We start from the raw sequence: 20,970 nt of genomic DNA on the forward strand, positions 1-20,970 counted from the left end.
GTCCGCTATAACAGGTACAATACATCTCATTGGGGGTGGTTACTCCTGAGCCTGCGGTTCATAAATCTAGCAAATCGCAAAAAGGCCTAGCATAATCTGCTAGACCTGTAATATTAGATTCCATTCATTCCAATGTAATAATAGGACACCTCATCTAAGCCTCAGCTAAGCATCGTTTTGTTACTTGTTTAACTCTAGCTGATATAGCTTAAGCTGCTCTACGTGCACAAAACCATCCTTGGCAAACAACGAAATATCCTTGCTTTCCAAGTCAGGAAACATTAACGCGCTAAAGACAAATTCACCGTCATTTACAAACACTTCTACTGTAGAGTGGTCTAATAGGAGCTGAAGTGTTAGCTTCTTCTGCCTCTGATCGCCCAGTACGAACATTTTTCTAGCATACGAGGAGGCCGACATACCGCCAAAGTCAATAAAAAGCGAATTTGCTTCGACTTCGTAGCCGAGCACAGCTTGCTCTTTTGCAGAAGCAAAAAAGTTGATGCCTATCTGCTTGGCCGTCAGCTCTTCTAGATCAAATGTCACGAGGAGCTCCATTGCCGAGCTACTATAAATGTATCGTTCTTCATTATTCAACATAGGCTTCCCATTAAAGCAACTCTCTGAATCAATCTCTACCTTTGGCTCCGCATCTACTCTCAGCTTGGAAATCTCCTTTACCGGTGTGATCAACAGACGTTGATCGCTTCCTAACGCAAGCTCTCTAGGGAAAGTCATGCTGCCAGACCAAGTCTTATTCAGCTGCGCTCCCTTCATCGGCATCCAGCCGATCAGAATGCGGCGACCGCTTGGATCCTGGAACGTTTGCGGCGCATAAAAATGATAGCCATGATCCAGCAGGTGAAATTCTCCGTGCTCATATATACCCGTTTCATAGTTAAGCCTGCCTACATAATAACCTGAAACAGGGTAATCTAGCATTCCCTCTGGCGAGAGCAGTAAGATATCGTAGCCGTCTAGCGTAAACAGATCAGGACACTCATACATATGCCCCATACTACCGTCGCTTTCCACAAGCACACTCTTATAGGTCCAATCCAGCAAGTTGGCAGATTGATATAATAGAACTCTTCCTTTGCCGTCCTTTTTTGTTCCGACAACCATATACCACAGCTCATCATGCTTCCACACTTTCGGATCTCGAAAATGATTATTGTCCCCCGCTTCAGCAGGAGGCGAGCTTATAAGCGGATTACCAGCATATTTGATAAAGGTATTCCCTCCATCCTCCGACACAGCTAAGCATTGCTGCTGCAGCAGATCATCAGGCAATCCTTGCGGCGATGTAAATATATTCGAAGTATAGAACAAATATAGCTTGCCATTATGCTCAATAGCACTGCCAGAAAAGCAGCCATCCCTGTCATAGGCTTCGCTTGGTGCAAGTGCAATCGGAAGATGCTCCCAATCAATCAAGTTTTCACTTTTCATATGTGCCCAGTGAATATTGCCCCATTCTGCCGAAAAAGGATTGTGTTGATAAAACAAATGATACGCTTGGTTATAATATATAAGTCCATTTGGATCGTTCATCCAATTGACTTTAGGTACAGCATGAAAAACTGGACGATGCTCATCCTGGACTATTGTTTCCAACATATGTTGTAAAGAGCGCTCAGCTTTTGCTATAGCCTGCTTATGTTGAAGCGTTGACGTCAAAAAACTCACCTGCATTCTTTGTTATTTCACTGATCCCTGAGTAACACCCTGTATAATAAAACGTTGTGCAAATAGATAAATGATCATAATAGGAATGACAACCATAACAACGGCTGGCAAATATTTTTCATAGTCAGAGGAATACGTACCTTTAAATACCTGTATCGCTAACGGCAATGTATAGTTATCCGAGCCTGCATTCTGCAAAATAAGTAGAGGCAGCAGGAAGTCGTTCCACATCCACAAAACATGTAATATTCCAATGGTCACTGAGGTCGGCAGCAAAATGGGCATAACAATCTTGAAGAAGGATTGTACGCGACTGCAGCCATCAATATATGAGGCCTCCTCCAACTCTAGTGGAATGCTCTTAATGAAGCCATGATAGATAAAAACAGCCAATGAGCTACCAAAGCCTACATACATAAACATGAGTGTAAGATGCGGCATACTTTGAATCCAGCCCAGCTTCGCTCCGTATATCGAGACGAGCGGTATCATAATCGATTGAAATGGAATAATCATCGAAGCAACCATTGCCAAAAACAAAATATTATTGCCCTTAGTCTTATTCCGTACAAAATAATGTGCAGTCATTGCCGAGCACAGCAAAATAATGAATAAACTTCCGAATGTTATAACTGCTGAATTCTTAAATGAGGTCCAATATTTCATTTGCTCCATTGCTAGGCCGAATTGAGTAAAGCTTAGACTAGTAGGCAGTGCAAAAGGAGACGAAATAATTTCCGAATTACTTTTAAATGCATTGATTAACAAGATGCCAAATGGAACGATAAAAAAGATTAACGCTACGATTAACACGACATAGGATAGAATTTTAGAAATGGTAGAATTCATTACGCCTCCACCTCCATCTTCTTCGTCATGTAAACCTGAGTAATCGTAATGCTTGCTACGATGAAGAACAGTACGAAAGCCTCTGCCTGACCAACACCATAGTCAAAGCGTTGGAAGGCTTTATCGTAAACGTGCATAGAGGCCATTACTGTGCTGCCAAACGGACCTCCACCTGTTAAGGCATAATTGACATCGTAAACCATAAAGCTGCGCTGCAGCGATAAGAATACCGTTACAATAAAGGATGGCACCATTAACGGCAGAATCATGTAAATAATTTGCTTCAATCCGCTAGTCCCGTCAATTTTGGCCGCTTCCAAAATGTCCTTGGGCACACTCATCAAGCCTGCGATAAAAATAACCATCATGTATCCAGCATATTGCCACACCGTAACGATGACGAGCGCCCAAAATGCCTTTGTCTCATCGCCAAGCCATGTTTTCGTAAAGAGAGACCAGTTGTTGCTTTCCCCGATAGAAGGAAGAAACACATTAAACATAAACTGCCAAATAAAACCAAGAACCAATCCACCAATCAGATTGGGCGAAAAAAAGGAGGTACGAAAAAAGTTCTGCCCGCGAATTCCTGCTGTTACGAGATAGGCAAGAAAAAAGGCTAGCACATTGATTAATATGACACTCGCCGCTACATACTTAATCGTTAGCCAGACAGATGTCCAAAACTTATTATCCTGAAAGACAGCGACATAGTTATCAAAGCCGATAAATGGCATCGTTGAGGATATGCCGTCCCATTTGTAAAAGGTCATATATATGCCGTAAATAAAGGGAACGATAATCACGGAGATAAATGCGATAAGAGTCGGCCCAGTAAACAGCAGTTGATTGCCTAGTCTTTTTGAAAGTTTTTTTTCTGTAAGCATATAGTCCCTCCAAGCAGCGATTTAAAGCAGAAAGCCGATAACATAGCGTTAATCGACTTTCTGACAAATGCAGCCTAAACCTTATTGAATGCTTTTCCAATACTCTTCAATTTCTGTTGCTAGAGCTGAACGATCTGCTCTGTCTGCAAGATATTTTTGCATGGATGCTCCAAGCACCTTCCAGTGATCTCCTGGTACAAAATTCCCTGCAAATTCAATCGATTTACCAGCCAGGTTATATTCATTAATAGCTATCGCTAGCGAGTTGTTCAGTTCTAGTTCAATATTTTTAAAGGCAGGAATAACATTTGCTTTATTAACAAGGAAATCCTGTCCCTCAGCCTCGTACACTAGCCAATTCAGGAATTGCTTAGCAGCTTCCTGCTGCGCAGGTGTGCTTTTTTCAGCATCCACGAAGAACTGCTTCGTAGCACCAACAGCTACAGATGAGTTGGCATGATCGCCTTCATTGTTGGAAATCGGCACTGGAATGAAGCCATATTCACCTTCTGGATTGGATTTTAATAGCTCGGTAATCAACCAGTTTCCGTTGAATGTCATTGCCGCTTCGCCTTTTGCGACAGCTGCTGTGCTCTGTTCATAGATAACGGCCATTGGATCCGCTTTACCACCGTTGTAGTTTTTCATTACATCAAAAGTATCAAGCAAACCATTGAAAGAAGAATTATTGATTAGATCCGCATTCCCTTGCTTTAAGACTTCAATAAATCCCTTTACATCTGTGTCACCTTGGGTCGCATAGCTTATTGCCAAGAAATGATTTCCTAAAGACCAATCCATGCTGCCGATATATAGCGGCACAATTCCCGCTTGCTCTATGCTTTGAAATAACTTCTCTAGCTTAGCAGTCGTATTAATTGTTGCTGGATCAAAGGATCCGCCACTCACATTGTCAAGTACTTCCTTATTGTAAATTAAGCCGTAGCCTTCAACTGCGAATGGGAAGGAAATAGTTTTCCCATCAATGAGGAATTGCTGTGCCTGCTCCGAAACCCACTGTTCATTCGATAGATCTAATGCTTTATCTGCAAATTTTTCAATGTCACCTGTGTCCAGCATCGTAATAGTTGCTGGATTTCCAGATGCGTATAGTGAAGATGCTCGTTCAACTGGAGATTGATCTTGGGTAGTAGAGATGACTTCAACCTCGATATGAGGAAAAGCGCTTGAGAATTGTTGCCCCGCTTCTGTCATTTGGGTATGTATTTCTGATTTAGAGTTAAGAATTGTAATTTTAACTTCCTCGTTGTCACTACCGCTTTGAGCAGCATTTTGATCACCTTGGTTATTCGTAGGCGTTGAATCATTCTTTGCATTGCTGCCATTGTTAGTGCTGTTGCTGCCACATGCACTAACTACAAGCGAGAAAACTAAAACTAGCATAACCCATGATAGCTTTTTCATCGTAATTCCCCCTAGTAATGAATTTTAAAGTGCTTACATTAGCTATTATATATGTCAATCGGTTAACATGTCAACCGCTTGACATATAATGAATATAAAATGCCGAACTCTTCACATTCGGCGGGTACTACGTTGAGGCTCGTTCTATAAGCGTAACGGGCAGTGTATGCTCATTTGCAACGATCTCGCCATTAATTTGCTTGTCTAACAGTTCAACAGCTAGCTTACTCATTTCTTCAATAGGCTGTTTAATTGTTGTTAGCGCAGGATTGCTTAACTCAGCGAATGCAATATCATCATAGCCGATCAGCTTCAAATCCTTTGGAATGGATATATTTCTTGCTGAAGCGTATTTTATAATATTCATCGCGACAATATCACTCGAAGCAAAAATGCCATCAAATTTAGTATAGTTGTCAAATAAAGAATTAAAAATAGAGCTGTACGACGATCGGTCAAAGCTATCGGTTTCTAGCTGAAGGATGACAGGTTCTATATGATGCCGGCGTAACGTGTCGATAAAGCCCTCTGTTCTCTTATTACTCAATAGATCAAGACTCAAATCACCACAAATATGAGCAATAGATGTACAGCCTTTTTTAATGAGCAGCTCAGCAGCAAGCCTACCGCCCTGATAGTTATCTGAAGAAACGTAAGGGATATCGGCTATTTTTCGATCAAATGTAATAATTGGCTTCTTGAGATTAAAATACTCCTCTATCTCCAGTGTATGACTTCCCATAATTACACCGTCAACACGGTTGCTTTTAAGCATATCAATATATTCTTTTTCTTTCGTTTGCTCCAATCTAGAGTTGCAAATTAATAGCTTATAGCCAAATGAAAAAGCGTAATTTTCAATAGCATTCGCCATTTCACTGAAGAAAGGGTGAGCAATCGTAGGTATAATCATGCCTAGCATCATCGAACGCTTTCTCGATAATGAACGTGCAATCTCGTTGGGCTGGTAATTCAATTCCTCCATCGCAAGCTTCACTTTCTTTCGCGTAAGCTCACTAATGTAGCCTCGATTATTGAGGACTCGTGAAACTGTCGTAACGGTCACCCCTGCTTTTTCAGCAACGTCTTTAATAGTAGGCAATCTCCGTCCTCCTTTCTGTAAAATATCTTCAAAATTATATCACATATAACATGAACAAACAAAACTGTAAGTACGGCTGGTATATAGATCTAGAACTATAAATATGTCCCGCGACAACATTTGTAATCAGGCAAAACTAAAAAGCCAGTTCCCGATAGAAGAGCGAGAACTGGCTTTTTGACATGTTTTGATCCCTGTCACAAAAACAGGGGCCAGTGCCGTTATTGTCGACACTGGCACTTTGTTTACTGATTTCGTTTTGAGAACTGTGAGTGCGGTCTTTTGGCTCTAGGTTGGCCCAAGATTTCACTCCAAATCACAGCCTCCTGCAAATCCTTCGCACCGAGCTGCGAGGCTTGAGCAGAACGCTCCACCTTCTGTGCAGCCAGCAGACGCTGCTTCGTCCGTTCTTGTCGTGTACGCAGCTCCTGCATCCGCTCTTCATAGGTAGGCGCAGCTGGTACAATGTTCTGTGCAGGCTGAAAAACTCGATCGTTCCCCACCTGCGGTGATGGAGAATAAACCTCCCGTGCTCGATCCTCTTCTCGAGATGATTGAGCTACAGGTCGATCGTAAGTCTCCTCTTCTTCGTCGAACCATCTCTTTTGCGGCTCGTCTCCTCCAAATGTTGGCGTGCCTGTCGGCTTTTTATTGCCAGAGAAGCTGCCAATCAGCTTGAAAACAACGAACAAGAAAATGACGACAAAGTAAATATTATCAAATATCAGATCAATGATACCCATTGCGCTCACCTCCTAATGGCATAGAATCGTTGATCTTGCCAATGGAGAAATTATTTATTTGGGTTGTCATTTGGATCACCAATTGATTTGCGCATATCGGTATCCGCCTCAATGTTTTTCATGTTCAAATAATCCATTACTCCCAGCTTGCCACTGCGAAGCGCTTCTGCCATTGCAAGTGGAACCTGAGACTCAGCTTCAACAACAAGTGCTTCCATCTCAACGACCTTCGCTTTGTTTTCTTGCTCTTTCGCAACAGCCATTGCGCGACGCTCTTCAGCTTTCGCTTGTGCAATGTTTTTATCAGCTTCAGCTTGCTCTGTTTGCAGATGTGCACCGATGTTTTTGCCTACATCTACGTCAGCAATATCGATTGATAGAATTTCGAATGCTGTACCCGCATCAAGACCTTTTTCTAGGACAGTACGAGAAATCAAGTCCGGATTCTCAAGTACATCCTTATGAGAAGCGGAGCTACCCACTGTTGATACAATACCTTCACCGATACGGGCGATAATCGTATCTTCACCAGCACCACCGACTAGGCGATCCAGGTTGGCACGAACCGTTACGCGCGCTCTAACTTTAACCTCGATACCATCTTTTGCCACCGCTGAAACAGAGCTTGTTTCAATGACACGAGGGTTTACACTCATTTGTACCGCTTGCAATACGTCACGTCCTGCAAGATCAATCGCAGCAGCACGCTCAAACAACAACGGGATATTCGCACGTTGCGCGGCAATTAGCGCATTGACAACTCTGTCTACATTACCACCTGCTAGATAATGCGTTTCCAGCTGGTTGATTGAAACACCTAGACCTGCTTTTGTCGCCTTAATAAGCGGGTTAACAATTCGACTTGGCGTAACACGACGAAGTTTCATTGCGAACAATGTAATAATACTGATTTTAACACCTGAAGCTATTGCTGAAATCCACAGCATAACTGGGAAGAAACTCAGCAATACAAAAAATAAAATTACGGCTAATACGATTACAACAATAGTAACCAACGAAGGATCAAATGGCATTAAAAAACCTCCCTATTCTTTTTCATTGTTTGAAATTTCTCTTACAACTACCCATGTCCCTTCAGCCTTAACGACTTCCACAAGACGATTAATCTCAATAAAACCGCCTTCTGTTACAACATCAACACGTTGATTGTTAATGAGTACTGAACCTGCCGGTCTAAGCGGTGTAGCCGTAACCCCTCTCTCGCCTACAAGCGAGGATTTCGAATCTGCTGAAATAAAGCCTTCTTCTGTAGTCAGCTTCTCGCGCAGTACGAATTTGCTCCACACCGTTCTCCCTTTTTTCGTTCGGGAGAAAATAATAATGATAATGGTGGCAATCACCAGTGCAATAACTATTGCAGTTAAACCGGATTGCCAATCTGGAGCAGCCAATATTATGCCCGTAATAACGGCACCTCCTCCCAATATTCCAAGTATACCAAATGCAGGCACAAACAATTCTAAAATAATCAACAGAATACCAACTATAAACAAAATAGCAGACTCCATACCGGCAAGACCTCCTAAATAGGAACCGAAGAAATATAACCCCATAGCCAGCACACCTATAATACCAGGCAATCCAAAGCCAGGCACAAACAGCTCAATTCCAATACCAGCAAAGCCAATAATAAGCAAAAGGACGGAAACAGCAGGATGAAGAATAAATCGTGACAGCTGTTCAGCAAAACTCATGCTAACATCGATCAAATCGCGATCGTTAAGTCCCAGCCAAGCTACGACCTCCTCAAGATTCGATGCTGTATGCTCTGAATAGCCAATGCGAAGTGCATCTGAAGCCGATATCGCCAGCACATCTCCAACCGCTACAACCTTGCCTAATGTTTCAGACAAATCAACCTCAATGCGTGGATCGACCATCGCGATCGCAACATTCGGATCACGGCCATTCAGCTTAGCGGCCTCGCTCATCTGGTCAACCCAAAAGCTAATCGTTTTAGGGTTATCAATTAACTTGCCTGAGCCATCGACTACTGCAGCGCTCCCCATCGTGCTGCCTTCCTGCATCACAATTGTATCAGCATTAAGTGCAATATAGGTTCCTGCTGACACCGCTTTCCCTTCGATAAATGCAGTTATCGGGATTTTAGTCGAGCGCAGCATTTCGCCAATCTCTGCGGCAGAATCTGTACGACCTCCATATGTATTTAATGTAATGATAATATGCTCCGCATGAGCCTCCTCTGCCTCAGTAAGTGCACGCTTAAGAAATTGCGCCATGGCAGGCTCAACATCACCTTTTAAAGGAATATGATAAACCGCTGGTCCATATTTATCTACAGATTGCTTGCTTTGGGCAAATGCAATTGACGGAAACACCATAACTACAAGCGCTAACATCATCATGAGTCGGACAAGCCACTTCGTAGCAGCTGTATTTTTCATCTTATCTGTTGCTTTCATCTAGTTCAACCTCCTTTCCGCTTTATTATTATACGTATGTGAAGACTGCTTGTTTCAATTATTATAACATAAGGTTCTACAGGAAAGGGGCTTCTTAATCAACAAAAAAACACCCCAACGGGGTGTTTTGTGTCCGCACGTATTCTATTGCAGAAATTGTTGCACAACTTGGTTTACTAGTTTACCGTCTGCGCGACCTTTTGTCTTCGGCATAAGGGCGCCCATCACTTTCCCCATGTCGGCTTTCGAAGAAGCACCGAGTTCTTGGATGGTCTGCCTTACTATCTCTTGAATCTCTTCTTCAGTGAGCTGTTCGGGAAGGTATTTACTAATAATATCAATTTCTGCTGCAAGATTTTCGGCTAGGTCTTCGCGACCAGCCTTTTTAAATTCTTGGAGGGAATCTTTACGTTGTTTGATTTCTCGACTAAATATGTCAAGCAACTCATCATCGTTCAGTGAACGGTGAAGATCTAATTCTAAGTTCTGTATTGAAGAACGTACCATGCGAATGGTGGATAATCTTAACTTATCCTTGTCCTTCATTGCTTGCTTCATATCGTCGGTCAATCTTTCGCTCAGGTTCATTATGGAATTATCCTCCTAAAACTTTCTCTTACGCGCAGCCTCGGACTTTTTCTTGCGCTTTACACTAGGCTTCTCATAGTGCTTGCGTTTCTTAACCTCTGCCAAGATACCATCTTTTGCAGTGGAACGCTTAAAGCGGCGAAGCGCAGCATCAATAGTTTCATTTTTACGAACTTTAATTTCAGACACCAGTTTTCCCTCCCTCCGAAACAGACCGTCCAGAGTTAATACACGGTTAATCAATCTTAATTATAAGTCAACCAATACTTCTGTGTCAACTTGAACAATAAGTTTTATTCAGAGAGTAGAGGACCTAGTTTTTTTCCGGATAATAAGTGAAAATGAAGATGATATACAACCTGTCCCCCATCTGAATTACAGTTGTTGATTAAACGATATCCAGCTTCATCAAAACCTTGCTCCTTCGCGATATGTCTAGCAGCAGCAAAGATCTCGGCAATGACTGCATCATCTTCGCGCGTTACGTCATTCATCGTCGCGATGTGCTTTTTCGGAATAATTAAAATATGTGTCGGTGCAGCAGGTGCTATGTCTTGAAAAGCAAGCACGTGCTCATTCTCATATACCTTTGTAGAAGGAACCGTGCCTTCTACGATTTTGCAAAATAAACAATCCATCTGCAATTACCTCCCAAATTTACGCTTATAATCAACTTAGCTTGCACAACTATTATGCAAAGCAAAGTCTACTGCGCTTCATTAAAAATAATGTCATCCATCTGCTTTGCAAGCTCGATCCAGTCAAAGCCCGAGGACAATCGAATCATTGCATTTCTATTGCCTTCCAGCCTGAAATTGAACTGCTGAACAATACTGTGAAGCTGCTGCAATTGTTGCTGTGCCGCCTGCAACTGCTCCTCTAAACGGTCAGCAGGCAAATCAGTCCGTGAGAAACTTTCAAGCAGCTGCTGCTGCTTTTTTATCTCGTCTTGAGAAGCACTCTGTCCATCAACATTAGCGAATGCTTCATTGTCTATAGCTGCTCCAATGTGAAAAAGCTCAGCCAAATGATAATCAATATCCTCCAGCAAATAACTCGCTTGCAAGCTCAACAATGCAGCATCCTCATTCCAGCTTCCAGCCCTTGTTGATAACGCTGCTATACTCAAATCTGCATAGCCAAGCTTTTTGTCCAGCGCTTTAAAATGCTCTACAATTTCTTTTCCTGTCGCTATTTGAATTTCTTGTTGATAGCCAATACTTTTTGATGCAAACAAAACTACGAAGATTAAGCTAGCTACGAGCATAACGAGAACGACTGCCAGTGCAATTGGCTTTTTCCCTTGTTCAGGCTCTAGCTTGCCTTTAACCTGCTCTGTCACATTTTCCCCTCCAGCGATGAAATTATTACCATTATAACCGAACTGCACGTCCTCCATCAAAAAAGAATACGTAAATTTCATCAACTTTGCGATTCAATATCATTTCAAGTCCTCTAGCATACATCTCCAATTGAAAACGATGCTTTTCGGCTTGCTCCTGCCAATTCTGCTTATATATACGATCGGTCTTATAATCGACCAGAACAAGTCCCTCTGAATCCTCAAACAAGCAATCGATAACCCCTTGGACAAAGACAGATTCGTCTGCACTGTAGCCTGCTTCCTCACGATAAACATCCCCAGCTGAGAGCAAAAATGCAAATGGAAGCTCTCGCTTCAGCCATGCTGCTAGCTGCATACGCTGACCAAGCTCCGACTGAAACAGCTGCGCGATGGCCTGAACGTTTATCGCGCGAGTTTGGAATGGCGTAATTAATTTACGGGTTACCATTCCTTCGATCGTACTCGAAACAACCTCTTCATTAATCTCGCTTCCAAGCGGTATATGCTGCATAACCAAATGATTGACGGACCCCTTCTCAGTAGGCGTGAGCTGCTTTTCCTCCATGAACGCAGGCCGCTGCAGGTGCAGCGTAAATTCGTGCGAGACAGTCTCCTCGTCAGAGCGTTCCTTCATATTGACCTCGTCTGCAGCAGTCTGAGCTGCTGCTGAATAGAATGCAGCGTCTTCCTCTTCTGCAAATGCCGCCTGTATTCGTTTCATTTCGGTTATCGAGGCTTTAGAGCCTAGACGAGTCGCTTCCTCATAAGGATAACGAAACGCTAGCTGATCGTGCAACTGCTTATCTTCCTCAACCCCATCCAACAGAGCAAGCGCTTGAATTGCTCGCAAACGATCCTGTCGCTCACGCAGACACTCTTCTGATGGTAGAGTTTCGGCTCCAGCTTCTACAGTAGAAAGCTCATCTGCGGGAATCGCCTCTACCACCCAATCTGTCCAAGCGACATGCTGCCGTTCTTCTGGCGAAGCTGCCATCGACTGTTCGAGGCTTTCTGCAATTAGCGGGCCAATCCAATCCATGTAGGACGAGGCCGATGCAATGCCGGATTCAGTCAATGTCCCGTCTTCTGCTAATGAAAATTTCCACTTCATAAGCTTTTTGCTCAGCTTAGGCGCTGTACCGATTAGATACAGCTTTTCCTTAGGCCGCGTTAGAGCAACATACAGAATCCGCATTTCCTCTGCCAGAAGCTCCATTTTAATGGCGCGGCGGATTGCTATATGAGCAAGAGACGGATAGCTCGTACGAAGCTGCAGATCTACGTATTTCGGGCCGAATCCTAGCTCCTTGTGATAGAGAAAGCTCGAGGACAAATCCTGCTCATTAAACTTCTTGCCAAGCCCTGCGACAAATACGACTGGAAACTCTAGTCCTTTACTGGCATGTGTCGTCATAATGCGAACAACATCCTCGCCTTCGCCAATCGCAAGCGCTGTTCCTAGATCGTTGCCATTCTCGCGCATACGCTCGATAAATTTCAAGAAACGAAACAAACCTCGAAATGATGTTGCCTCGTACTGTCTGGCGCGATCATGCAGCGCCCGCAAATTCGCCTGACGTTGTACTCCAGCAGGCAAACCGCCAACGAAGTCATAATACCCCGTTTCTTCATAGATTCGCCATAGCAAATCAGCCATCGCACCTTCACGTGCAGCGTTTCGCCACTGGTCAAGCATATTTAGAAAATAAGAAAGCTTCACTCTACCCTCATAGGCAAAATCCTCGCTGCCCGCTGCATGTACAACAGCATCATAAAAACTTGCGTCCATAGACAAAATGCGAATATGCGACAACTCTTCAGCGCTAAGCTTGAATAGCGGGGAACGCAGTGCGCTTGCTAGCGGAATATCCTGATACGGATTGTCGATAATTTGCAGCACGCTCAGCATCGTTTGTACCTCGACTGCTTCAAAATACCCGCTTCCGATGCTGGAGTAAGCAGGGATGTTAACTTGCTGAAGCTCCTCGAGAAAAACAGGCGCCCACGTCGACGTTGCACGTAACAGGATAACGCAGTCGCGCCACTGTATCGGGCGATAGCGCGCTTCTCTCACATCATAGACAAGAGCTTGCTCACTTTTTAATCGCTGAAGCTCCTGCACGATGGCTTTCGCTTCAAGCTGGGCTGCATTCAGCTCCTCGCGCAGCTGCTGAGCCTGTGAGGCCTGCTCCTCAGCCTGTCCATCCTCTGCTTCCGCACTGGGCTCAATTTCCCGCTCTTCACGATCAATCACAATTGCATGAACCTTGCACTGCGCCAATGACTCAGGAGGCGGAAAATATGCCGCTCCGTGAACAAGCTCCGCCGATGCATCATAGGTCAGCTCAGCTACCTTTTCTTTCATAATGGCGCGGAATACGATGTTAACCGCATCAACGACTTGGAGGCGGCTACGAAAATTGCGAGCCAAGTCGATACGTTTGCCCTCATGTGGATCAGCATTGACTTCTCGTCCGTAGCGCTTGTATTTATCGAGAAACAGCTTTGGCTCAGCCAGACGGAACCGATAGATGCTTTGCTTTACATCCCCTACCATAAACCGATTGCCATGCTCTGGCTTGCTAATAAGCGACACGATCGTTTCCTGCACAAGATTCGTGTCTTGATATTCATCCAGCAATATTTCTTCAAATTGCTGCTGGTATTCCCTCGCCGCCTGCGAAGGCACAATAAGCTCTGGCGTAGAGCTTGGGTCGAGCAAAATCGCAAGACAATAATGCTCCAGATCGCCAAAATCAAGCAAGCCCTTCGAGCGCTTATGCTGCTCGAACGCTTTAGAAAAATCAAGAATTAATGAAACGAGCGCATCCATCATAGGCGCCAATGACATCAGCTCCTGCGCATACTGCTCGGGCGATCTCCCGAAATAATCTGCCGCGAGACCGAGAACGGCTGCTTTCCCCTGCTCCCGATAATCCTTAGCTAGCTCCTGCAGCTCTTTATCATGCTCCTTACCGCGCAATGCGGCTAGCTTGGCAAACTCGAGCTTGTCAAAGCAAGCCCCCCACTCACGCCATGGAAGCTCTCGCAGCTGTCTAATGAGACGCTGCACGACCTCGATATCGCTTTCGAAGGTGGAGGCGTAGGCATAAGGCCCCGCGGGCTTGCGCGTCAGCTCCAGCGCCTGCTGAAAGCTGGCAATTGCCCCCTCCAGCTTCAGCTCAACATCTGCCATAAGCTGGGCAACCCAAGGCGACTGCTCCAGTTCGTCAACGCCGCTAATTCGAAAGACATCTGCCGTTTCCTTAAGCCATTGCTCTGGCCAAGGATGCGAGCGTGAAAATAAATATAATCGTTCGACCAGCGCGAATACGGGATCGTCCCCGCGTTCCCCGCCAAACGCATTTACGAGCTGCAGAAACGGTCCGTACTCATCGAGCTTCTCATATCTTGCCTCGAACAGCTCAGATAGCACGTCGCTTCGGATCAGTTCAATTTCAGTTTCGTTCGCTATTCGAAAACCTGGGTCCAAGCCAATCAACGAGTAATACTTGCGAATAACCTCCATACAGAAGGAATGCAGCGTCGTAATGGACGCTTTCCCCATAAGCGCCAGCTGTTTGCGCAAATGCTCAGAATCCGGCTCTTCCTCCAGCTTGCGTTCAAGCGCAATCTTAATGCGATCCTTCATCTCCGCAGCTGCTGCATTCGTAAATGTTGCAACGAGCAAGCGATCCACATCAGTATTCGACGCAATTTTTCGAATGATGCGTTCAACAAGCACCGCCGTTTTCCCAGAACCAGCTGCTGCTGCAACGAGCAAATTGGAGCCTTCGGAAACGATCGCGTCCAGCTGCTCGTCACTCCATTTCGGTGCTGCTCCTGATTGTCCACTCATTTCCTCACTCTCCTAACTGCTGCCATACTTCCTGTTCTGATGTTTTCGACAGCTTGCGGTATTGATTGCCCTCAAGACTTGCATCAAATTGGCAAACGGCCTTGTAATCACAATATTGACATGGGGTGCGATCGCCTTGCTGATACGGCTCTATCGATACGCAGCCCTCTTGAATTTGTTCACTAATGTGCTTGATTTTGCTTCGTACAAAGCCGCGCAGCTGCTCCCATTGCTCATGACTGACAACAGACGCATTGGAATAAAAGCTGTCATCCTTTTTCACGGCTACTGGAATGATCTGAGAATAACCCGTTTCCAGCTCTCCATCCATCATACGCACAACCGTCGTATCTGCAGTTAGAAGACCTTTCATCTTATAGCGCTTAAGCATCAAATTAGCAGCCTCTTCACGATCAATCCCGTTTTTCACCTGAAGCAGCGGATTGTGCACATGGAAATAAAGCACGCCTGCAGGTGTAACCTTCTCCTTCAGCCAGTGCTCACCATGTGTCATCAGCACATCCAAATACGTCAGCATTTGCAGGGACAGCCCTTCAATGACTTCCTCCAACTTCAACGCTTTGCTGCTAGATTTATAGTCTAGAATGCGCAGCAGCAGCCCATCCTCGGTCGACGCCGCATCTACACGGTCAATACGACCAACAATTTCTACCGTATTGCCATTATCCAGCGTTAGCTGTAAACCAGGCATCACGCCATTGGGTCCAAAATCAATCTCTGTGCCGACTGGATTAAACGTTGCGCGAGCTGCATGCTCGCCCAAAATAACGGAAGCCTGCAATATAATTTCCTTTAGCTTGCGGGCAATATAGCGAAACCGCTCACTGCTGAGCAAGATTTCCGATTGCAGCCGTGGAATCAACTCGTCGACAATCGCATTGACTTCCTGCTTAACTTTATCATGCGATAGACGACCCCAGCCTTCTCCCAGCTTGTTGGCAAGCTTGCCAAGTGCAGCATGAAACAGCTGCCCCATATCTGGAGCTTCCAGCTTGTATTGCTTTCTCTCCTTCAAGCGCAGGCCATAAATTGCAAAATGCTGAAACGGACAGGAAACAAAACGCTCTACGCGTGAAACACTCATCCGCATATTGACGCCATACAAGCCCATCGCCGTTTCCAGTCTCAACGGCTGCTCTACATTGCTGTAATCAAGAGACAGGAGCAGCGATTCCAGCTTGGGATGATATTCCGCTCTTGCCGCATACCAATTAAACAGATCCCACCAAAGCTCAGGCAGCTCAGCGCCTGACTGCCACTGCCGCAGCATGCTGATTAAATACGTGAGCGCAGGTTTTGGATGGGCGAGAAACTGCCGCTGTTCCTCAACCGGCATGTCCAGCCTAGGCTCGATTGCTATCGTGTGAAGCTGAAGATGAGGAAGCTGATAACGCAGCTGCCGAATGATCTCTGAAGGCAGCAAGCCCTTCCCTTCTTCATCCGCAAGCGGATAGCTAAGCCATAGCCGCTCCGATGCTTTTGTCAGCATTTGATAGATAATAAATCGCTCATCGAGCAGCTTGCGGCGCGCGCTCGGAGCCATCTTAATGCCTTGCTCCTGCAGCATTTCGCGCTCATCCTCTGACAGCAGACCATCCTCGCTCATCCGCATAGGCAGCACGCCGTCGGATACACCAAGCACGAATACCGCTTTTACATTTGAGAGTCTGGAACGCTCGAGCGTCCCTACCACAACTCCGTCCAGACCTGGCGGAATAGAAGCTAGCGACAACGCATCCAGCCCCGCCTCAAGCATCCCCATAAACAGCTCTGGCGTGACCGATTCTTCTCCTGCAAGCTCGACCAGCTCGTCCAGCACACTCATTACGTTGGACCATAGCTGTCGATGAGTACGCGCCATTAGCAAATTGCCGCGCTCCTGCTCGTTGATGCTCCATGCCTCCAGACGCTGTCCTGCTGCCGTTTGATCCAGCAGCTCATACAGCGCGATGCACATCTGCTTCACATTGACTGCTTTCAACAGCTTTTTGCCAAATGCCTCAAGCGAAGGTACGATAGCGCCTCTTGCAGCAAGTGCAATTGCGAGCTGCTCCTTCGCCTTATCCGTTACGTGATAGGCTGTGTCCTCCTCTTCATCAAGTGAAACCTGAGCCATCGGACGCCATGAGCGTTCATCGAGCCACTTCCATCCATTGATGCCAGTTGCCAGCACATAGTTCTCCAGCATATCAAACCATTCGCGCGGCATGGAGCCGTCCAGCGGGAATAGCATCTCGGTTTTGATGAGGCGAAACACAGCATCATACTGCCAGCCATGCACCGTGGTCTCCAGTGCAGCACGAATAAACTCTATGAAGGGATGATAGAGTGTTTTTTGCTTTTGATCCATAAACACCGGAATCTCGTACTGCTTGAAAATATATTCAATATAATCGCTATAGCTTGCCAAATTGCGCACAAGAATAGCCATATCCCTCCAACGATAGCCATGCTCACGCACCTGCTCCAGCATTTCTCTAGCAAGTGATTCTACTTCTACTCGGCGATTGGCCGCTGCATGCAGCGTGATGCTGCTTTGCTCGCCTTCCCCCATTCCATAGCGCTTGCGCTTGCCATAGTGCTGCTCAATAAAGGCCAGCTCGCGATTTGCTGCAAAGCGTCCTGCCGCTCCGTCCAGCAGCACTGGGGGCTCTACCTCTACCTGATAATGCTGAGCGAGCTGCAATATCGTTTGATAGGTTTCAGCGGTTTGATAGAATAGATTCAGCTCATCCAGCGGCTCATCGATGTCATAATGACGGTCAAGCGTCAACGCTATCGTAATGTCGTCACAATGCGCAATTAATGACCCAAGCGCTTCATATTCCGTTGGGGTCAAGCCATGGAAGCCATCAACCCATATTTTACAGCCCTTCATCGATTGTGCATCAGGCAGTCCGCTTACAAGCAAGGACAAATAATCCTCGGCATCAACATATTGATGAGCCAGCTCCTGCTCCATCATGCTGTACAGCAGACTCAAGTCTGACAGCTTCTTCTGCAAAATGTCGCTTTTCTGGTCTGGTAGTGACAGATCGTCAGCCAGCTCAGCTAGCTGATTTGCTGTTACGCCATATCTTTTCCACTCGGTCAGCATGCTGTTCAACCGTTCGATGAAGCCCGATTGAAGCTCGCTTGAACGAAACAGCTGCAGCTCATCGGCATAGCGATGAACCAGCTTGTAGAGCAGCATCTGTTTTCCTGTATCTGTAATCGGAACAAGTGCAGTTCCGCCAGTCTCCTGCATCACGCGAAACGCTAAACGTCGAAAGCTGAGCGCTTGCGCCCTCAGCATCCCGTTTAACTCGCTTTGCGTTAACAGTTCATACTCCATTTGGAATGAAGCCTGCTCTGGAGTGAGCAGGATCAGGGGAGCGCCAAGCGGCGCACTGCGAAGCTCTTGTCGAATTTGCTCCAGGCAGGTGTGTGTTTTTCCACTCCCAGCTCGTCCCAGTATAAATTTGATTGCCATACGCCGTCCCCTTTCTATCCGAGCCTCTCCTCAAGGTTTTTTTGCCTTATCTATCGTTTCGATGTCACTTCGAAGATTGCAAATTTCAAATAATGACTTTCATTGACGCCAAGAATTTGCGGATGATCCTTGCCCGCTGCACGCCATTCAATAAGTCGAAGCTGCTTACCGGCATCCTTCGCCGCTTCTCCGATTGCCTCCAAAAACAGCTCTGGTCGCATATGATAGGAGCAGCTTGCTGTTACGAGATAGCCACCCTCATTAACGAGCTTTAAGCCCTGCAGATTAATATCCTTGTAGCCGCGCTTGGCACCTTCAACAGCTGAGCGTGTTTTGGCAAAGGCAGGCGGGTCCAGTATGACAACGTCCCACGTACGTCCCTCTTGCTCAAGCGGCTTGGATGTATCCACGCCTCCAGCAGCACGCTGCTTGCGCTCCTCCAGCCCCTTTACTTGATCACGCAAATACTGAAAGGCATCCGCGACGACAAACTCTACGCGATCTTGAAAGCCGTTGCGCTCTACGTTGCGTTTTGCCGTTTCTATCGCATGAGCCGATACATCGAGACAGGTGACCTTTTTCGCGCCGAATTTGCAGGCATGCAAGGTGAAGCTGCCCGTATGCGCAAAGCATTCCAGCACCGTTGCACCATCCCAATAAGGAAAAGTCACTTCCTTGCCATTACGGTTAAATGGCGCCAGGCGTCCATCCTCAGCTTCCTTTAACTCAATCCCGCTGCGTCTTCCCCAGCCCGTCATTAGCGGCTTTATCGAGGCGCGATTTTCGCGCTGATCGAAGAAATAGCCCGTTTTCTGCCCTTGTACAATATCGACTTCCATCTGCAAACCGTTTTCCGTAATTTTCACGATCGGTGAGCAGCTGCCGTACAGCGCGCCTGTGCGCTCCTCCAGCCCTTCCAGCTTGCGCACACTCACATCACTTCGCTCATAAATGCCTACTGGCTGGAACACCTCAATTAGTGCTTCCAGCAGCGCCTCGCGATGCTTTTCCATGCCTAGCGTTAAAATTTGCAGCACGAGTACATCGGCAAATCGGTCTACAATCAAACCTGGCAGAAAATCTGCTTCGCCATAGACGAGACGACAATCACGATCTGCAACAAATCGCTCGCGATGCTGCTTGCAGCGCTGTAATCGCTCAACGAAAAATGCCTTGTCCATCGTTGCAATCGGCGTATAGCTTACAATTCTTACTGTAATTTGCGAGGCAGGATTCCAATAGCCCGATGCAAGATATTTTCCGCTATGCGTCACAACATCAACGATTGAGCCCGGCTCGGTATCTGCTTTGTCGATGCCTTGAATTTCACTCGCATATACCCAAGGGTGGCTCTCTTCAATTCTCTTTTTTCTAGCTTTTATTAAGGTCACTTTCGCATTTTCCATGTTTGTACCTTCCTTTTCATTGTCGCTTTCCTTGTAGGTTGATCGATCTTCATACTTCTTTAATCATGCTCGTCCCAATTGCTGCATAGCAATAGATAAGGATCACCTGAAAGGAGAAGCGATCATGATTGCATCAATCCTACTGCCAAGCATGCTCGGCTTTATTATTTTTCTATGCGGCATGAAGCTGATGGAGCTTGCTTTATTCCGTATGGGCGGCCCCGCTTTTCTCCGACTGCTGGAGCGCTCTACACAGACTCCGCTGCATGGGTTAATACTAGGTACAGCGAGCACTGCATTTTTGCAAAGCAGCACCGCAGTAACCGCTCTATCCATCAGCCTCGTCAACAGCCGATTGCTACCCTTCTCACGTACACTAGGCATTATACTAGGTACGAACATCGGCACCTGCTTAACGACAGAGCTAATCGGGCTTAATATTTTTCATTGGGCGAAGCCTATTATTGGCTTTTCATTTGTATTATGGACGGTATCCACGCTGCTTATTGAATATCGTCTCGTTCCTAAGCTGGCAGCATGGCCGGGCAGTGAATATCTGCGCTCCGCCTCAGTCGTGCTTTTCGGCTTTGGCATGCTGCTGTTCGGCATTACCGTTATGCAGAGCATTGGTCCAAGCCTTCAGCAGACAGACATGTACAGCTGGTTTTTGCAGCAAGCGCAAACGACACTGCTATGGGGGGTTCTGACAGGAGCTGTATTAACAGCATGCTTCCACAGCAGCTCAGCGGTTATCGCCATGATAATGGGTATTGCAGCACTTGATACCCTGCCGCTTGAGCTATGTATTGCAATAGTACTTGGCAGCAATATCGGAACATGCTTTACAGCGATTCTAGCCTCTATTGGCGGCACAAAGGGCGGACAATTTGTTGCGATTTCTCATCTGCTGCTTAACATCGGCGGTGCTGCGCTGTTCTACCCTTTTATTAATCTGCTTGCTTCTGCAGTACTACTTACTACAGATTCGATCCCTACTGCAATCGCTCATTCGCAGACGATATTTAACGTTTTATGTTCATTTATTGCCCTGCCGATCTGTTATTTAAAATGGTTTTCTCGACTAGATCAAGTGTAGCATATCTCATTTGAAAACTGGAGTGTGAAAACAGGAGAGGATTCTGC

The 20,970-nt window shown here is 45.9% G+C and carries 16 protein-coding genes; 1 reads left to right on the top strand and 15 read right to left on the bottom strand.

What is annotated here, in order from left to right; genetic code table 11:
- Window positions 1-180 precede the first annotated feature (180 nt).
- The 15 genes from ACFP56_RS07400 to ACFP56_RS07470 form a co-directional block, all read right to left on the bottom strand.
- The gene (locus tag ACFP56_RS07400) at window positions 181-1,680 is read right to left on the bottom strand and encodes a glycoside hydrolase family 32 protein (protein WP_379232820.1); all 1,500 of its coding nucleotides are present in this window, start codon (window positions 1,678-1,680) and stop codon (window positions 181-183) included.
- A 21-nt stretch (window positions 1,681-1,701) separates the two neighbouring features.
- The gene (locus ACFP56_RS07405) at window positions 1,702-2,538 is read right to left on the bottom strand and encodes a carbohydrate ABC transporter permease (protein WP_379232823.1); all 837 of its coding nucleotides are present in this window, start codon (window positions 2,536-2,538) and stop codon (window positions 1,702-1,704) included.
- Entirely contained in the window at window positions 2,538-3,422 is an 885-nt protein-coding gene (locus ACFP56_RS07410; RefSeq protein ID WP_379232825.1) for a carbohydrate ABC transporter permease, read from the bottom strand. Before ACFP56_RS07410 ends, ACFP56_RS07405 begins: the two co-directional genes overlap by 1 nt.
- Window positions 3,423-3,503: 81 nt before the next feature.
- Window positions 3,504-4,847 carry an ABC transporter substrate-binding protein gene (locus ACFP56_RS07415; RefSeq protein WP_379232828.1) on the bottom strand — a complete coding sequence of 448 codons (1,344 nt, stop codon included), beginning with the start codon at window positions 4,845-4,847 and terminating at the stop codon, window positions 3,504-3,506.
- Between the two features lie 127 nt (window positions 4,848-4,974).
- Window positions 4,975-5,949 (bottom strand): LacI family DNA-binding transcriptional regulator, encoded by a 975-nt coding sequence (locus ACFP56_RS07420; RefSeq protein ID WP_379232830.1) that lies wholly within the window; start codon window positions 5,947-5,949, stop codon window positions 4,975-4,977.
- A 245-nt stretch (window positions 5,950-6,194) separates the two neighbouring features.
- The gene (locus ACFP56_RS07425) at window positions 6,195-6,692 is read right to left on the bottom strand and encodes a hypothetical protein (protein ID WP_379232832.1); all 498 of its coding nucleotides are present in this window, start codon (window positions 6,690-6,692) and stop codon (window positions 6,195-6,197) included.
- 50 nt (window positions 6,693-6,742) lie between these two features.
- The gene (gene floA, locus ACFP56_RS07430; protein ID WP_379232834.1) at window positions 6,743-7,726 is read right to left on the bottom strand and encodes a flotillin-like protein FloA; all 984 of its coding nucleotides are present in this window, start codon (window positions 7,724-7,726) and stop codon (window positions 6,743-6,745) included.
- Between the two features lie 12 nt (window positions 7,727-7,738).
- Window positions 7,739-9,136 carry an NfeD family protein gene (locus ACFP56_RS07435; RefSeq protein WP_379232836.1) on the bottom strand — a complete coding sequence of 466 codons (1,398 nt, stop codon included), beginning with the start codon at window positions 9,134-9,136 and terminating at the stop codon, window positions 7,739-7,741.
- A 144-nt stretch (window positions 9,137-9,280) separates the two neighbouring features.
- Window positions 9,281-9,724, bottom strand: coding sequence for a GatB/YqeY domain-containing protein (locus ACFP56_RS07440; protein WP_379232838.1), 444 nt, complete (start codon window positions 9,722-9,724; stop codon window positions 9,281-9,283).
- A 15-nt stretch (window positions 9,725-9,739) separates the two neighbouring features.
- Window positions 9,740-9,913, bottom strand: a complete 174-nt coding sequence (gene rpsU, locus ACFP56_RS07445; RefSeq protein WP_251666757.1) for a 30S ribosomal protein S21 — start codon at window positions 9,911-9,913, stop codon at window positions 9,740-9,742.
- A gap of 104 nt (window positions 9,914-10,017) precedes the next feature.
- The gene (locus ACFP56_RS07450; protein WP_379232841.1) at window positions 10,018-10,362 is read right to left on the bottom strand and encodes a histidine triad nucleotide-binding protein; all 345 of its coding nucleotides are present in this window, start codon (window positions 10,360-10,362) and stop codon (window positions 10,018-10,020) included.
- A 68-nt stretch (window positions 10,363-10,430) separates the two neighbouring features.
- Complete coding sequence (locus tag ACFP56_RS07455; RefSeq protein WP_379232843.1) at window positions 10,431-11,066, bottom strand: hypothetical protein; 636 nt, start codon at window positions 11,064-11,066, stop codon at window positions 10,431-10,433.
- Window positions 11,067-11,097: 31 nt separating this feature from the next.
- Complete coding sequence (gene addA / locus ACFP56_RS07460) at window positions 11,098-14,928, bottom strand: helicase-exonuclease AddAB subunit AddA (RefSeq protein WP_379232846.1); 3,831 nt, start codon at window positions 14,926-14,928, stop codon at window positions 11,098-11,100.
- Window positions 14,929-14,932: 4 nt separating this feature from the next.
- Entirely contained in the window at window positions 14,933-18,421 is a 3,489-nt protein-coding gene (gene addB, locus ACFP56_RS07465; protein ID WP_379232849.1) for a helicase-exonuclease AddAB subunit AddB, read from the bottom strand.
- A gap of 50 nt (window positions 18,422-18,471) precedes the next feature.
- Window positions 18,472-19,827, bottom strand: a complete 1,356-nt coding sequence (locus ACFP56_RS07470; protein WP_379232851.1) for a class I SAM-dependent rRNA methyltransferase — start codon at window positions 19,825-19,827, stop codon at window positions 18,472-18,474.
- A 124-nt stretch (window positions 19,828-19,951) separates the two neighbouring features.
- Here ACFP56_RS07470 and ACFP56_RS07475 point away from each other — a divergent pair, with 124 nt between their 5' ends.
- A complete protein-coding gene (locus ACFP56_RS07475; protein WP_379232853.1) occupies window positions 19,952-20,923 on the top strand; it encodes a Na/Pi cotransporter family protein in 972 nt (323 codons plus the stop codon).
- Window positions 20,924-20,970: the final 47 nt, after the last annotated feature.

It is taken from the genome of Paenibacillus septentrionalis, assembly GCF_042659865.1.
Taxonomy (GTDB): Bacteria; Bacillota; Bacilli; order Paenibacillales; family Paenibacillaceae; genus Pristimantibacillus; species Pristimantibacillus septentrionalis.

Excerpts from the sequence above, each read along its gene's own strand:
- ACFP56_RS07470 (WP_379232851.1), bottom strand. The coding sequence starts at position 19,827 with ATGGAAAATGCGAAAGTGACCTTAATAAAAGCTAGAAAAAAGAGAATT.
- ACFP56_RS07450 (WP_379232841.1), bottom strand. The coding sequence starts at position 10,362 with ATGGATTGTTTATTTTGCAAAATCGTAGAAGGCACGGTTCCTTCTACA.
- ACFP56_RS07425 (WP_379232832.1), bottom strand. The coding sequence starts at position 6,692 with ATGGGTATCATTGATCTGATATTTGATAATATTTACTTTGTCGTCATT.
- addB (WP_379232849.1), bottom strand. The coding sequence starts at position 18,421 with ATGGCAATCAAATTTATACTGGGACGAGCTGGGAGTGGAAAAACACAC.
- addA (WP_379232846.1), bottom strand. The coding sequence starts at position 14,928 with ATGAGTGGACAATCAGGAGCAGCACCGAAATGGAGTGACGAGCAGCTG.
- ACFP56_RS07405 (WP_379232823.1), bottom strand. The coding sequence starts at position 2,538 with ATGAATTCTACCATTTCTAAAATTCTATCCTATGTCGTGTTAATCGTA.
- floA (WP_379232834.1), bottom strand. The coding sequence starts at position 7,726 with ATGCCATTTGATCCTTCGTTGGTTACTATTGTTGTAATCGTATTAGCC.
- ACFP56_RS07440 (WP_379232838.1), bottom strand. The coding sequence starts at position 9,724 with ATGAACCTGAGCGAAAGATTGACCGACGATATGAAGCAAGCAATGAAG.
- ACFP56_RS07475 (WP_379232853.1), top strand. The coding sequence starts at position 19,952 with ATGATTGCATCAATCCTACTGCCAAGCATGCTCGGCTTTATTATTTTT.
- ACFP56_RS07415 (WP_379232828.1), bottom strand. The coding sequence starts at position 4,847 with ATGAAAAAGCTATCATGGGTTATGCTAGTTTTAGTTTTCTCGCTTGTA.
- ACFP56_RS07410 (WP_379232825.1), bottom strand. The coding sequence starts at position 3,422 with ATGCTTACAGAAAAAAAACTTTCAAAAAGACTAGGCAATCAACTGCTG.
- ACFP56_RS07435 (WP_379232836.1), bottom strand. The coding sequence starts at position 9,136 with ATGAAAGCAACAGATAAGATGAAAAATACAGCTGCTACGAAGTGGCTT.